Origin of the sequence: Streptomyces soli (genome assembly GCF_003999195.1) — a bacterium.
Taxonomy (GTDB): domain Bacteria; phylum Actinomycetota; class Actinomycetes; order Streptomycetales; family Streptomycetaceae; genus Actinacidiphila; species Actinacidiphila soli.
In genome coordinates this window covers 37600-51250 of sequence record NZ_RJVR01000180.1, presented here as the reverse complement: position 1 = coordinate 51250, position 13651 = coordinate 37600, and the positions used below count along the sequence as shown (strand labels likewise).

The window sequence follows — 13651 nt, the reverse complement described above, 5'->3', positions numbered from 1 at the left end:
GGGCCCGAAGCCGTCGCCGGGCCCGAAGCCGCCGGGCCCGAAGCCGTCGCCGGGCCCGAAGCCGCCGGGCCCGAAGCCGTCGCCGGGCCCGAAGCCGCAGGGCCCGCAGTCACCGAGGCCGACACCACGGTTGTATGTGGCCTGAGTTGCCAGCGAGGGCGCCGAGGTGGTGGCGCTGGCGTCGGTGGCGCCGCCCAGCAGGACGGCGGTCGCGACGCCCAGCGAGGCGGCAAGACGGGAAACCCGCATTGCGCTCTCCTTTCACGGCAGGCGCCTGATGCGCCTGTCAGGGTTTGAAGACGCTGATGTTTCCCCCGGTTATGCACCTTTGATGACCTATCGCCCCAAAAGCACTTGATGCAACGAAATATCACTCTGGGCGGAACTGCCATCCGGCGCGGCCGCATCGCGCCCGAACGGGTGACCTGGCCGTGGTCACACTCGGGTGTCGCCGTGCAGTGGGGTTCGGTCCCAGGCGGGAATCTGCGGAAACGCGCCGGGATGAACGCGGGCGAATCTGCGGTACCGCAACGAAGAAAGTGGCCATCCCCGGGCTCGCAAGTCAGGGAGTCGTACGAGCCTTGCCGTGGCCGTGTGGGGCAGAAGTGGGGGCAGTGATGCCCTCCGACGCCGTTTCCGCTGGGGTGGGCACGTAGCCGCGCGGTCTGTAAAGCCGTTTGCCCGGACAGCTACGGCGACTTTCTCTACAGGTCAAGGCTCGCTGCGGCGCCGCTCGCCAGCGCTCCTGCGGCGGCGGCACGTACACCGCCTGCCATTTTGCAGTCCTTGGTGCGTGGCTCCCCTGCGCGTCAGGAGACGTCACAGAATCCCTGGTCCCGCAAGACGTTGTTGATGCGTTTGCCTTCCGCCTCGGTGACCTCGGTATCGAGATAGGTGCCGAACCGTATTGCCGCTGCTTGATCGGCTTTGGTGCTGCTCATTACGGCGCACTGGTTGCGGGCGGCTTCGATGGCCTTCTCCTGGTCTTTGCCCAGGTCGGCATTGATGGCGGTCAGTGCGGCCAGGAGCTTGGTCCGCTTGGCGCCCGTGGGCTTGGGCGGGGTGTTCGCTATGGCCTGGGATGCGTCTTGGGCAGCCTGGGCGAGATTAGAGGGCGGGGTGGTGGTTTGGGAGTTGCAGGCAGTTAGGGCGAGGCCGGCGGCGAGCGCGACAGCAGCGAGGGCAGTGTGTCTGTACATGCCATGATCCTGCCCGGTCGGCGCGCTGGCCGTGCCAGTTACCTTGCGATCACAGGGGCTTGCAAGGCGACAAGTCGTATGCGCCTCGCAGCGGGCGTGTGAGGCAGGTGTGGGGGCAGTGATGTCCTTCGATGAAGTGATCGTGCTTCGGCGGGTTCTGCAACTCAGACCGCTGCGCTGATCGGTGGCTGACCCGCTGTGATCAGTTGATCTTCCCGAATAGGTGACCTGCGGAGAACGGATCTAGCTAGTAGGGCACTGTGTTGCACCAGGTCTCCGCCCAGGCGGAGGCGCCGTACTTGTTGGCCGCGCGCACGGTGATGCAGATCTTGTCGCCCGAGTACGGGCCGTTGATCGTGTAGCTGGTGTTGCTGGTGGAGTAGACGGTGTCGACGTTCTTCGCGGTGAAGTTGCTGCCCTTGTTGGTGTAGTGGATGTCGTAGCGGGTCGCGCGGGAGATCGCCGTCCAGCTCGCCTTTATCGGCATGTCGCACGCTCCGAAGCAGGAGTTCGTGTACTCGAGCTTGTAGCTCTTCAGGTCGGGCGGCGGGGAGTCGGCGGACGAACCGGAGGAGCCGGAGGAGCCGGAGGAGCCGGAGGAGCCGGAGGAGCCGGAGGAACCCGAGGAGCCGGAGGAACCCGAGGACGAGCTACCGGAGCCGGACGAGCCGCTGCCGGAGCTGTCCCCTCCGGCCGCCCCTGCGCTCCCGCTGCCTCCCTCATCGGAAGCCTTTTCCTTCTTGTCCTTCCCGTCGGACGTCTTGGACGGTGAACCGCTGGGCGTCACAGGCGAGTTACTGCCATCCGACGTGGGACTCACGCTGCTGCCCGGCCCCTGGGCGTGGGATCCGCCCCGATCGCTGCTCCAAGGCTGGAGCACGACCATCGTGGTCCCACCGACGGTGAGGACGACGACCACGGGCAGGGCGATGAAGATGCGGCGGCGGCGCGGGGGGCGTTCACGTTCTTTCGGCTCGGCGCCGCCGCTGCCCGGCGCGACGACCACGGGCGGCTCGGACCGCGGGCGCAGGTCCGCGGTCGCCTGGTCCACGGACTCCTCGCGCAGCGGCCGTACCTCGGCGTCGAGCAGCTCGGCGGCCTGCTGCGCGATGCGCGCGAGGACGTCGGCGGGCAGCCACGCCTTGCCGGCGGCCGACGGCCGGGCCCGCTCCGGGTCGGCCAACAGCCCTTCCACATCGGGCCGTTGCCCGGCGTCCTTGGTCAGACACCGCGTGATGAGCGCCCGCAGAGCGGGGTCCTCGACGCCCTCCAGATCCGGCTCGTCCTGCACGATCTGGTACATGACCGCGTGCTGGTTGCTGGCCCCGTACCCAAAAGGCAGCCGCCCCGTCGCCGCGTACGTGAGCACACACCCGAGGGTGAACACATCGCTCCTGGGCCCGGCGCTCTGCCCCCGGACCTGCTCCGGTGACATGAAGCCGGGCGAGCCGATGACCATCCCCGTACTGGTCAGAAGCGACTCGACGGAGGTCTCCAGGGCCCGCGCGATCCCGAAGTCGATGACCTTGACCCCGTCCACGGTCAGCATGACGTTCGACGGCTTCAGGTCGCGGTGCACGATCCCCGCGTCATGGATGTCCTCCAGGGCGCGCAGCAACCCGTCGGCGAGGGTGTGCAGGGACTCGGCGGGCAACGGGCCGAACCCTCGCACGACCTGCTCCAGCGATAGACCCGGCACATACCCGGTGGCGACCCACGGTGTCTCCTCGTCGGGCCCGGCGTCGAGCACGGGTGCCGTGTACCGCTCGGCGACCCGGCTCGCGGCCTCGATCTCCCGCCGGAACCGCGCCCGGAACCGCGCGTCCGACACATGCTCCTCGTGCACCACCTTCACGGCGACGGTGCGCCCGCCGTCGGACCGCGCGAGGAACACCCTCCCCATGCCACCGGCGCCGAGCCGCCCGAGCAGCAGGTACGGCCCGATCCGCGCCGGGTCCAAGGCGGTGAGCGGTTCGAGGCCCCCGCTGAAGCGGTCGTCCCGCCGGGTCTCTCGCTCGCCGCGCCTGTCCTCATTCGTACCGCTCATACTATGACTCCCCCGTCTCTTGGCGCCCAGTCGATCGGCGTAACGCTGTTGAGAATAGAGGTCGTTGTTGATCCCGGTGAAGGCGAGGAGGCGCGGGCGGCGGCAACGGCTCTGCTCGCCCTCCGCAGGGCGAGGATCTTCTGAAGCCCGGGCGATCCGGACCGCGCGAGCAACCTGAAAAGTCGATGCTCTCCTACTCCTCGTCTTTCGCACTTTCAGGCTGGTCAACGGCGCGTGCGTGGGTGACTCGGTGAGGTGATCATCCGGGCCACCGGCCAAAGCCGCTCCACCGCCCGCGCGGTAACCTCCTGGTGGAGGGGTGCCATGACAGCGTGGATCATGTTGGTCTGTGGATGCTTGATTGCAGCCATAGGAGCGTTGACCTTGAACGGTTGGCGAGCAGCGCTGTACAGGCAGCACCACAAAGCCGGTTGGGGTGCTATCGCGATGGGCGGGGGCCTGGCCTTGGACGGAGTACCGAGGTTGGTCGGTTGGTCCAGGGGGGTTGGCCTGGGCCTGGCCACCGTAGCCATGATCTCGTCGTGCTCGGCGCCGTGCTTCATCTCCAGGGCAGGCCTGTGAGTTCGTCATCGTGGCAAGAGCAGCTGACAACAACAGCCCCGGGTAGTGGCGGGAGACCTCAGCGACCGTGCGGCCGATACTTCGGGACGACAGCGTCCCGAACTGCTTGAACCGGGCGCCCGTCGCGTGCCACGAGCGTGCCAGATTCGGCGGGACCCCACGGGCAACCACGGGGAGTTGCGGCGCTAGCCCTACTCCGGACCAGGTCAGCGCTTCCCAGGTCAGCGACGGTCCGCAGCCGCACTCTTCCAAACTGGGGACCCGTCTACCGGAGCGTCACCGCGTCTGTGCATGCTGTCGGGCATGACTGAACCTGGCCCTGAGCACGTGAAGGTGCGCTTCCGCCTTGAGATCGAGAACGACTGGCCCTCGGCCGGGGTGGAGAGTCTCTGGGCCATCGACCGGGGTAACGGGGAAGTCGAGTTGGCGAACACACCCTTCTTCATCCGGGGTGTCGCCATCGGCGACATCGTTGAGACGTCCGTGGACGACGACGGAGTCAGGTGGGCAGGCAGGGTGTCCGGCCCTCGGACAACTGCATCATCCGCTTGATCGTGCTCCGCGACAGCGGCTCGGCGGCGGCCCGACAGAGCATGCTCAACGCCTTCAACGAGTTGGGCGCCGGCTCAACAAGCTTCGCGCCGCACAGGTCCTTGTCCGGCGTGAAGTCGATCAGGTCCAGGATCAGCTCAACGACCCAGTCACCTTCACTAGGAATCATGGCTGTACCAGGAGAACTTGCCTTCATCACGCCGCGCGGGGGCCAAGAAGCTCCCCGTGGTATCTCGCTGTCCTCACGCCCGCTAGCTGTTTGTGGGGCACGCGTGGGGTGAGGACGCCTTCTTATGGCGTTTCCGCAGGTGGCGAGCGGGTGACCGCGCAGTCTGTAAATCTGCCGGCTCAGCCTACCCAGGTTCGAACCCTGGCGCCGCCACACTGGGAGACCCCCGTTGAACTGCGGAAACGTAGATCAACGGGGGTCTTTGGCGTCAGCCGTCGGCAGCCGGACGGCCCGCATTGGTCGGACTGTCCGGACTACCCATGCCGTCGGGGCTGCCCATGCCGTCCGGGCTGCCCGGACTGTTCGGACGACCGCCCGAACTCTCCGGACGCCCCGAACCCTCCGGGTGCTGCGGGCGTCCGATGGGGAGGGCCTCGGTTGTGCCCAGGATGGTTTCGGTGGCGGGGGCGATGGCCGTGTTGCCGGGGGGAGGTACGCCGAGGCCGCCGATGGAGTACAGGCAGCGGTCCTTCGATGTCTTCGGACAGTTTGCCGCCGTGCCCATCAGAGCCCTGCGAGCAGTCGGCAACCCGGGCAGGCTCACCCAGGCGTTGGTGGCGGGGCTGTACGTCTCAACCGTGTCCAGCGAGGTGGTGCCGTCGGCGGATCCGCCGATCGCGTAAACGCAGCCGTTCACCACTCCCTGGTGGCAAGGCGCTCCCACCGCCGCCAGATCCGCAAGGGCGTTCGTCATCGTAGTCAGCTTCACCCACACGTTGGCTGCGGGGCTGTACACCTCAGCCTCGTTCGTGACGGGGGCGTTGGCGTTGGCGGGGGCGCCGCTGATCCCGCCGATGGCGTACACGCAGATTCCGCGCAGTCCCAGGCGACGGGGCAGGGAGCTGCCGCTCCTGCCAGGTAGGCGCGGTGACACCTCTTTCAGAGCATGCCGCAACGGAGCCGGGGGCGCCGAACGGCTGAAAGAGTCCCGCCACCAGGGGGAAGTTCTGGTCCGTCAGTTCCCGGCGACGTTCTTCACGGCGACCGCCACCGGCGTCTGACCCTGGATCAGCTCCAGCGTCAGCCCGGCGGTCGAAGGCGTGTCGATCAGCTCCGCCAGCACCGCCGCCACGTCGTCCCGGCTCACCGAGCCGGGCCCGGTGTGGGCCGCGAGTTTCACGCGACCGGTGCCGGGGTCGTTGGTGAGGTGGCCGGGGCGCAGGATGGTCCAGTCGAGGCCGGTGCGGGCCTGGAGGTCGGCGTCGGCGGCTGCCTTGGCCTGGAGGTAGACGGCGAAGACGGGGTCGGTCCCCGCCGAAGGCGTCATGGTGGCTCCCATGGAGGAGATCATCAGATGGCGGCGTACGCCGGCCCGCTCGGCGGCGTCGGCGAAGAGTACGGCGGCGCCGCGGTCGACGGTCTCCTTGCGGGCAGGTCCGCTGCCCGGCCCGGCGCCGGCCGCGAAGACGGCCGCGTCGGCGCCCTGCATGGCGTGGGCGGTCTCCTCGACGGAGGCCTTCTCCAGGTCGTGGACGAGTGGATCGGCGCCGACCGCGCGCAGGTCCTCCGCCTGGTCCGGGTCGCGGATGATGCCCGCGACGTCGTTTCCGCGCCCGGCGAGCAGCCGCTCCAGCCGCAGCGCGATCTGTCCGTGTCCACCAGCGATCACAATGCGCATGTCTTCGACGCTACGCCTCAGGCCGGATCCTCGCGGCTCCGCGTCTGCCGGGGCAGATCCAGCGCCAGCGTGTCGGTGAACTCCCGCACCGCGCTGGTCCGGGACACCACCCGCCCCCGGTGGATGACGATCCGGCTGTACGCGAGCGACAGCGCGGCCTCGATCCGGTCGGCCCGCACCGCCAGCAGCTCCGCCGGGAAGCCCGCCTCGATCCGTACCTCCGGAAGCCCCAGCACCGCCCGGGCCCGGCCGCTGACGGCGCCGTAGGCCTCGGCGGCGTCGCACTCCCCGTACGAGGCCAGCAGGAAGGCCGCCTCCATCGGGTCGCCGCGCCCGACCGGGTTGGCCAGGTCGCGCAGGGCCCCGCTGCCGGCCGCGACCCGCACCCCGGCGGCGCGCAGCGCCCGTACTGGGGCGACAGGCCCCCGGCGTACGGACTCGAGGGCACCGCAGCCGCCCTGCGGGAGGGCGACGACGGACACCCCGGCGGCGGCGAGCTGGTCGGCGGCGCGGGCGGCGGAGTCGCGGGGGAGCCGGGCCAGGCCGCCGCAGGGGCCGATGGTGACGCCGGGGCGCAGGCCTCCGGCCATGGCGGCGAGGCGGGCCAGCCGCGCAGGGTCGCCGCCTTCCGTATGCAGGTCGACGGGGAGGCCGAACTCATCGGCGACGCCGAGCACCGTCTCGACGTAGCCCCCCGGATCCGGATCAAGGTCCGGGCAGCCGCCGACGACCCCGGCGCCCATCTTCAGCGCGTCGCGCAGCACGGCGAGCCCGTCCGCCCCGGCGGTGCCGGTGAGCAGCCGGGGCACGGCCACGGCGTGCAGCTCGGCCAGCCCGCGCAAGGCGCGCCGGGCCTGCAGCACGGCCTCCAGGGCGCGCAGCCCGGCGACGTCGCCGATCCTGACGTGCGTACGGATCGCGGTGGCGCCGTGCCCGAGCTGCAGCAGCACCGCCTCGGTGACCCGGCGCTGGACGTCCTCCTCCTCGTACGAGGGCGGGCCACCGCAGTCCGCGGTGAGCGCGGTGTCCAGGTGGGCGTGCGGCTCGGCGGGGGCGGGCAGCAGCAGATAGCCGCCGAGGTCGATGCGGGGGGCCTGACAGCTGGCGGCGAGGCTGCCGGCGGTGCCGACGGCCTCGATGCGGGGACCGCCCAGCCGCACGTCGACGGTGCGGCCGTCGGCGAGGCGGGCACCGCACAGCAGAAGGGGGGTGTCGGTGGCGGCCACGGAGGGCTGCGGCGGGCTGTCGGTCATCGCGCTCCTCGAGGCCGGAGGCAAGATCACGCAGTCGAGCCTAGGGCGCGGCACCCGATGCGTCCCGTAAGAGGCGAATAGTCGTACCGGTGCCGTCACCCTCCGGAGGGGCGAGCCGCCTCCCCAAGTGACCTGCGTGACACCGCAGGCAGCGCCCGGTGTGCCCCGCAGATACGGATTTCACCTTCGGCGGCGGACCGTGTAATGTCTTCCCCGTTCGCCCCTATAGCTCAGTCGGTAGAGCGTCTCCATGGTAAGGAGAAGGTCTGCGGTTCGATTCCGCATGGGGGCTCTGATGATCAGCTGACCCGCCGTCCGAGGGGTTGTCTCTTCATCGCAGCGGCGTAGCTCAGTCGGTAGAGCAAGCGGCTCATAATCGCTGTGTCACCGGTTCAAGTCCGGTCGCCGCTACCCTGTGTAGCCGATTGTGGGATCGGTCCTTCAATCGGCTACTCTTGCTGTGTTCACATTCTATTACCCGTTCGTCAAGGAGCACTCACGTGGCCGCCACCGACGTCCGCCCGAAGATCACGCTGGCCTGCGTGGAGTGCAAGGAGCGGAACTACATCACCAAGAAGAACCGGCGTAACGACCCGGACCGTCTTGAGATGAAGAAGCACTGCCCGCGCTGCAACGCGCACACCGCGCACCGCGAAACGCGCTGATCTCAGGCTTTACGCAACACGAGGCCGCCCCCGCAACCGGGGGCGGCCTCGTGGCGTTTGACTCCAGGCGTTTGATCCACAGCGTTTGTTCCAACAGGAGGTGCCGATGGCGCTGGACCAGTCCTTCGTCGGGCGGACGTATCCGCCCACCGCTCCCTACGAGGTGGGGCGCGAGAAGATCCGCGAGTTCGCCGAGGCGGTCGGGGATCCCAATCCTGTCTACACGGACCCGGATGCGGCCAAGGCGTTCGGTCACCCCGACGTGATCGCCCCGCCGACCTTCCCCTTCCTGATCACGTACAGGGCCGCCGGGCAGGTCGTCCTGGACCCCGAACTCGGGCTGGACTTCGGCCGCGTGGTGCACGGCGACCAGAAGTTCAGCTACACCCGCCCGGTCCGGGCGGGGGACCGGCTGTCCGTGACGGTGGCCATCGACGCCATCAAGTCCCTCGCCGGGAACGATGTCATCGACGTACGGGGCGATGTGCGGGACGAGAGCGGCGAGCACGTCGTGACCGCGCTGATGAAGCTGGTGTCCCGGGCACCGGAGGAGAGCTGACCATGACCGCGAAGATCTCCTACGACGAGGTCGAGGCCGGCACCGAGCTGCCCGCCCAGATGTTTCCCGTGAGCCGCGCCACACTCGTCCAGTACGCGGGCGCCTCGGGCGACTTCAACCCCATTCACTGGAACGAGCCGTTCGCCAAGGAGGTCGGGCTGCCGGACGTCATCGCGCACGGCATGTTCACCATGGCCTCCGCGATCCGCGTCGTCACCGACTGGGTCGGCGACCCGGGCGCGGTCATCGAGTACGGGGTCCGCTTCACCAAGCCGGTCGTCGTCCCCAACGACGACAAGGGCGCGTTGATCGAGGTCACCGCCAAGGTCGGCGCCAAGCTGGACGACCAGGAGCGCACGGTCCGGGTGGACCTCACCGCGACCGCCGACGGCCAGAAGGTGCTGGGCATGTCGCGGGCCGTGGTCCGGCTGGCCTGAGGGCGGGCCCGGAGACTCACTACGAGAGGTGCGGTGGCGGGACATTCCGCCGCCGCATCCCCCTTGACCCTGCTTGTTATTGATTGATAACTTACTTGGCATGGCAAGCGACGGAATCCGGATGACAGCCGACGAGCGCCGCGAGGCGGCGATCCGGGCGGCGGTGACCGAATTCGGTCTGACCGGCTACAACGGCACCTCCACCGGTGTGATCGCCAAGCGCATCGGTGTGTCGCAGCCGTATCTCTTCCGGCTCTTCCCGAACAAGAAGAGCCTCTTCCTCGCCGCCGCCGAGCGCTGCTTCCAGAGCATCCGGCAGTACTTCGAGCAGGTGACCGAGGGCCTGGAGGGCGAAGCCGCCTTCCGCAAGATGTGCATGGGGTACGCGGAGCTGATCAGCGGGAACGACACCCTGCGCATGCAGCTCCAGATGTACGTCGCCTCGGTCGACGACGACGAGATCCGCGAGTTCTGCCGGCGCGGCTGGATGGAGCTGTGGTCCTACGTCGTGGCCCGCACCGGCGTCGACGAGGGCGAGGCCGCCGAGTTCTTCGGCACCGGCATGCTCGTCAATGTGCTGGTCGCCCTCGGCATAGGCGAGGGCGAGCGCTGCTGGGCGGGCATCGGGAAGCTTTACGCGGACCGCTATCCCGGCTGACCTGCTGACCCATCGCTGTGCATGACACGCCCATCCGTATGTCCGTAAAAGTTATTGGTCAATAACTAACACCATCGCAGGGGGAGTCATGCAAGAGCCAGGCACCACCACCCGGCGCGGCTCCGTCGCCTGGGCGCTGGTGATCACCAGCGTCGCGGGCTTCATGGCCGCGCTCGACAACCTCGTCGTCACCACCGCCCTCCCCTCCATCCGCAAGGACCTCGGCGGCGGCCTGGCAGACCTCGAATGGACCGTGAGCGCCTACACCCTCACCTTTGCGGTCCTCCTCATGTTCGGCGCCGCGCTCGGTGACCGCTTCGGCCGCCGCAAGCTCTTCGTCATCGGTATCGGCATCTTCTCCGCCGCCTCCGCCGCGGCCGCGCTCGCTCCGGGCATGGGCGAGCTGATCGTCGCCCGCGCCGTCCAGGGCGTCGGCGCCGCGATCCTGATGCCGCTGACCCTGACCCTGCTCACGGCCGCCGTCCCGGCCGAACGCCGCGGCGCCGCCTTCGGCATCTGGGGCGCGGCCAACGGTGTGGCCGTCGCTACCGGTCCGCTCATAGGCGGCGCGCTGACCGAGCACGTCTCCTGGCACTGGATCTTCTGGCTGAACGTCCCGCTCGGCCTTCTCCTCATCCCGCTGGCCCGCCTGCGCCTCGACGAGAGCCGTGGCGCCAATGCCCGCCTCGACATCCCCGGCACTCTGCTCGCCAGCGGCGGCCTCTTCGGCCTCGTCTACGGCCTCATCCGCGGCAACGCCGACGGCTGGACCAGCACCTGGGTCCTGACCGGCCTGATCGTCGGCGCCGCGCTGCTCGGCGGGTTCGTCCGCCACGGCATCCGCGGCAAGAACCCCATGCTGCCGATGCGGCTCTTCCGCAGCCGCGCCTTCTCCGCCATCAACGCGGCCAGCCTGCTGATGTTCCTCGGCATGTTCGGCTCGATCTTCCTGCTCAGCCAGTTCCTGCAGGGCGTCGGCGGCTACTCCCCGATGGAGGCCGGCGTACGGATGTTGCCCTGGACCGGCATGCCGCTGCTCCTGGCCCCGATCGCCGGCGCCGTTTCCGACCGCATCGGCGGACGGCCGGTGGTCGCCACCGGGCTCGCCCTGCAGGCCGTCGGCCTCGCGCTCTTCGCGCTGGTCGTCTCGCCCGACGTGTCGTACGCGTCCCAGCTCCCGGCCATGGTCATCAGCGGCATCGGGATGTCCCTGTTCTTCGCGCCCAGCGCCAACCTCGTCATGAGCAGCGTCCGTCCCGAGGAGCAGGGCATCGCCTCCGGTGCGAACAACGCCCTGCGTGAGGTGGGCGGCGCGCTCGGCATCGCCGTCCTGGCCTCCGTCTTCTCCGCCCAGGGCGGCTACGAGTCCGCCGCGCGCTTCGCCGACGGCCTCACCCCTGCCCTCTGGGCCGGCGCCTCCGCCGTTGCCCTCGGGTCCCTTGCCGCCCTGACGGCTCCCCGCTTCCGGCGTCCGTCGGTCCCGGCGGCGCGCGAGCGCGCCACGGAGCCCGTACGCGTCTGATCCCCGGTGCCGGTCCGGGGGGCCCGGACGGTCCAGGACTCCCAGCCCCGGAGGCCCCGGACCGGCACCGGAGACGGCCCCCACACGGCGCTGCGTAAGCTGAACCGCGTGACCGTTACGTACGACGCCCCGCTTGCCCCGCTGACGACCTTCCGCCTGGGTGGCCCCGCCGCACGCCTGGTGACGGCCACGACCGACGACGAGGTCGTCGCGGCGGTGCGGGAGGCGGACGACTCCGGCACCCCGCTGTTGATCATCGGGGGCGGCAGCAACCTGGTGATCGGCGACGACGGCTTCGACGGCACCGCGCTGCGCATGGCCACCACCGGCTTCGGCCTGGACGGTACGCGGCTCGAACTCGCCGCCGGCGAGGTCTGGACGGACGCCGTGGCCAGGACCGTCGAGGCGGGGCTGGCCGGAATCGAGTGCCTGGCCGGCATCCCCGGCTCGGCCGGGGCGACGCCGATCCAGAACGTGGGCGCGTACGGCCAGGAAGTGTCGGCCACGATCGCCGAGGTGGTCGCGTACGACCGCGACCTCGGCGCGGTGGTGACCGTCAAGAACGCGGACTGCGCCTTCTCCTACCGCCACAGCCGCTTCAAGGCGGACCCGGCCCGCTACGTGGTGCTCCGCGTCCGCTTCGACCTGGAGGACGCGGGCGGGCTGTCCGCGCCCGTCAAGTACGCCGAGGTCGCCCGCACGCTCGGCGTCGAGCCCGGCGGGCGCGTCCCGCTGGCGCTCGCCCGCGAGACCGTGCTGAGGACGCGCGCGAGCAAGGGCATGGTCCTGGACCCTGACGACCACGACACCTGGTCCGCGGGCTCCTTCTTCACGAACCCCGTTCTGAGCGACGCCGAGTACGACGCCTTCATCAGCCGCGTGCACGACCGCCTCGGCCCCGAGGCGGCGCCGCCCGGCTGGCCGGCGGGCGACGGCCATGTGAAGACCTCCGCCGCCTGGCTGATCGACAAGGCGGGCTTCACCAAGGGCTACGGCTCGGGACCGGCCCGGATCTCCACCAAGCACACGCTCGCCCTGACCAACCGCGGCCACGCGAAGGCCGAGGACCTCCTCGCCCTCGCCCGTGAGGTGCGGGACGGTGTTCACGCGGCCTTCGGCGTCACGCTGGTCAACGAGCCCGTGACGGTCGGCGTCAGCCTGTAACAGCCTTCCGCGCGTCAGCCCTTGGCGCCGCCCACCCCCACCACCTGCTTGACCGTCGCCGGGTCGCCGACGCAGACCGTCCGGGCCGGCATCGCCTGACGCCGCCTACGGCGCCCCCGGCGCTCACCCCGCCGCGAGCCAGCCGTCGACGCCGGCCAGCAGCCGGTCCCGTACGTCCTCCGGGGCGCGGGAGCCCCGCACCGACTGGCGGGCCAGCTCGGCCAGCTCCTCGTCGGTGAAGGCGTGCGCGTCCCGGGCCAGTTCGTACTGCGCGGCCAGCCGCGAGCCGAAGAGCAGGGGGTCGTCGGCGCCGAGCGCCATCGGCACACCGGCCTCGAAGAGCGTGCGCAGCGGCACGTCCTCGGGCTTCTCGTAGACGCCCAGGGCAACGTTGGACGCCGGGCACACCTCGCAGGTGATCTGCCGTTCGGCGAGCTTCGCCATCAGCCGCGGATCCTCCGCCGCCCGGACCCCGTGCCCGACGCGCCCGGCGTGGAGGTCGTCGAGGCAGTCGCGGACACTGCTGGGGCCGGAGAGTTCGCCGCCGTGCGGCGCGGCCAGCAGCCCGCCGTCCCGGGCGATGGCGAAGGCGCGGTCGAAGTCCCGGGCCAGGCCCCGCCGTTCGTCGTTGGAGAGCCCGAAGCCGACCACGCCCCGGTCGGCGTACCGCACGGCGAGCCGCGCCAGCGTCCGGGCGTCCAGCGGGTGCTTCATGCGGTTGGCGGCGACGATCACGGCCATGCCCACCCCGGTGTCCCGGGAGGCGGTCTCCACCGCGTCGAGGATGATCTCCATCGTCGGGATGAGCCCGCCCAGGCGGGGTGCGTACGAGGTCGGGTCGACCTGTATCTCCAGCCAGCCCGAGCCGTCCCTGGCGTCCTCCTCGGCGGCCTCGTGGACCAGCCGCTGGATGTCCTCGGGCTCCCGCAGCACCGCCCGCGCACTGTCGTAGAGCCGCTGGAAACGGAACCAGCCGCGCTCATCCGTCGCGCGGAGCTTCGGGGGCTCGCCGGAGGTCAGGGCCTCGGGAAGGTGCACACCGTACTTGTCCGCCAGCTCGAGCAGTGTGCTGGGCCGCAGGGAGCCGGTGAAGTGCAGGTGCAGGTGTGCCTTGGGGAGCGTTCGTACGTCACGTGCCATTCACAGATCCTGCCGTACGCCATGGT

Annotated in this window: 15 protein-coding genes and 3 tRNA genes; 10 read left to right on the top strand and 8 right to left on the bottom strand. The window is 70.1% G+C overall.

Features of this window, described 5'->3' with window-relative positions:
• The 3 genes from EFK10_RS48705 to EFK10_RS16295 all read right to left on the bottom strand — a co-directional run.
• A partial coding sequence (locus EFK10_RS48705) for a hypothetical protein (protein ID WP_206305470.1) occupies nucleotides 1-249 on the bottom strand: 249 nt, incomplete at its 3' end.
• 560 nt (nucleotides 250-809) lie between these two features.
• Entirely contained in the window at nucleotides 810-1199 is a 390-nt protein-coding gene (locus EFK10_RS16300) for a hypothetical protein (RefSeq protein WP_127356415.1), read from the bottom strand.
• Nucleotides 1200-1446: 247 nt separating this feature from the next.
• A complete protein-coding gene (locus tag EFK10_RS16295; RefSeq protein ID WP_127356414.1) occupies nucleotides 1447-3246 on the bottom strand; it encodes a serine/threonine protein kinase in 1800 nt (599 codons plus the stop codon).
• A gap of 873 nt (nucleotides 3247-4119) precedes the next feature.
• Between EFK10_RS16295 and EFK10_RS50265 the strand changes: the two genes are divergently transcribed.
• Nucleotides 4120-4380, top strand: a complete 261-nt coding sequence (locus tag EFK10_RS50265) for a DUF4265 domain-containing protein (protein WP_322973343.1) — start codon at nucleotides 4120-4122, stop codon at nucleotides 4378-4380.
• On the opposite strand, the gene EFK10_RS50260 is transcribed toward EFK10_RS50265, so the two are convergent.
• On the bottom strand, nucleotides 4328-4549 hold the full coding sequence (locus EFK10_RS50260) for a hypothetical protein (RefSeq protein ID WP_240677251.1): 222 nt from the start codon (nucleotides 4547-4549) through the stop codon (nucleotides 4328-4330). The two genes, EFK10_RS50265 and EFK10_RS50260, sit on opposite strands and share 53 nt — an antisense overlap.
• Nucleotides 4550-4687: 138 nt before the next feature.
• Between EFK10_RS50260 and EFK10_RS47445 the strand changes: the two genes are divergently transcribed.
• Nucleotides 4688-4762 (top strand) — tRNA-Tyr (locus EFK10_RS47445).
• Between the two features lie 55 nt (nucleotides 4763-4817).
• On the opposite strand, the gene EFK10_RS16285 is transcribed toward EFK10_RS47445, so the two are convergent.
• From EFK10_RS16285 to EFK10_RS16275, 3 genes are all read right to left on the bottom strand, one after another.
• A complete protein-coding gene (locus EFK10_RS16285; protein WP_164836020.1) occupies nucleotides 4818-5414 on the bottom strand; it encodes a Kelch repeat-containing protein in 597 nt (198 codons plus the stop codon).
• A gap of 150 nt (nucleotides 5415-5564) precedes the next feature.
• Nucleotides 5565-6227, bottom strand: coding sequence for an SDR family oxidoreductase (locus EFK10_RS16280; RefSeq protein ID WP_127356412.1), 663 nt, complete (start codon nucleotides 6225-6227; stop codon nucleotides 5565-5567).
• A gap of 17 nt (nucleotides 6228-6244) precedes the next feature.
• Nucleotides 6245-7480: an amidohydrolase family protein gene (locus EFK10_RS16275; RefSeq protein WP_127356411.1), complete on the bottom strand. Its 1236-nt coding sequence runs from the start codon at nucleotides 7478-7480 to the stop codon at nucleotides 6245-6247.
• 219 nt (nucleotides 7481-7699) lie between these two features.
• Here EFK10_RS16275 and EFK10_RS16270 point away from each other — a divergent pair.
• From EFK10_RS16270 to EFK10_RS16235, 8 genes are all read left to right on the top strand, one after another.
• Nucleotides 7700-7772: transfer RNA gene (locus EFK10_RS16270), tRNA-Thr, on the top strand.
• Between the two features lie 46 nt (nucleotides 7773-7818).
• Nucleotides 7819-7891: transfer RNA gene (locus EFK10_RS16265), tRNA-Met, on the top strand.
• Nucleotides 7892-7980: 89 nt separating this feature from the next.
• A complete protein-coding gene (gene rpmG, locus EFK10_RS16260) occupies nucleotides 7981-8145 on the top strand; it encodes a 50S ribosomal protein L33 (protein WP_004571794.1) in 165 nt (54 codons plus the stop codon).
• A gap of 106 nt (nucleotides 8146-8251) precedes the next feature.
• Nucleotides 8252-8704, top strand: coding sequence for a MaoC family dehydratase N-terminal domain-containing protein (locus tag EFK10_RS16255; protein WP_127356410.1), 453 nt, complete (start codon nucleotides 8252-8254; stop codon nucleotides 8702-8704).
• A gap of 2 nt (nucleotides 8705-8706) precedes the next feature.
• Complete coding sequence (locus tag EFK10_RS16250) at nucleotides 8707-9141, top strand: MaoC family dehydratase (RefSeq protein ID WP_127356409.1); 435 nt, start codon at nucleotides 8707-8709, stop codon at nucleotides 9139-9141.
• A gap of 100 nt (nucleotides 9142-9241) precedes the next feature.
• The gene (locus tag EFK10_RS16245) at nucleotides 9242-9799 is read left to right on the top strand and encodes a TetR/AcrR family transcriptional regulator (RefSeq protein WP_240677249.1); all 558 of its coding nucleotides are present in this window, start codon (nucleotides 9242-9244) and stop codon (nucleotides 9797-9799) included.
• Between the two features lie 88 nt (nucleotides 9800-9887).
• Nucleotides 9888-11321 (top strand): DHA2 family efflux MFS transporter permease subunit, encoded by a 1434-nt coding sequence (locus tag EFK10_RS16240; RefSeq protein ID WP_127356408.1) that lies wholly within the window; start codon nucleotides 9888-9890, stop codon nucleotides 11319-11321.
• A gap of 108 nt (nucleotides 11322-11429) precedes the next feature.
• Nucleotides 11430-12485: a UDP-N-acetylmuramate dehydrogenase gene (locus EFK10_RS16235; RefSeq protein WP_127356407.1), complete on the top strand. Its 1056-nt coding sequence runs from the start codon at nucleotides 11430-11432 to the stop codon at nucleotides 12483-12485.
• 123 nt (nucleotides 12486-12608) lie between these two features.
• Here EFK10_RS16235 and EFK10_RS16230 read toward each other — a convergent pair whose 3' ends face one another.
• Nucleotides 12609-13625 carry an adenosine deaminase gene (locus EFK10_RS16230; protein ID WP_127356406.1) on the bottom strand — a complete coding sequence of 339 codons (1017 nt, stop codon included), beginning with the start codon at nucleotides 13623-13625 and terminating at the stop codon, nucleotides 12609-12611.
• Nucleotides 13626-13651 lie beyond the last annotated feature (26 nt).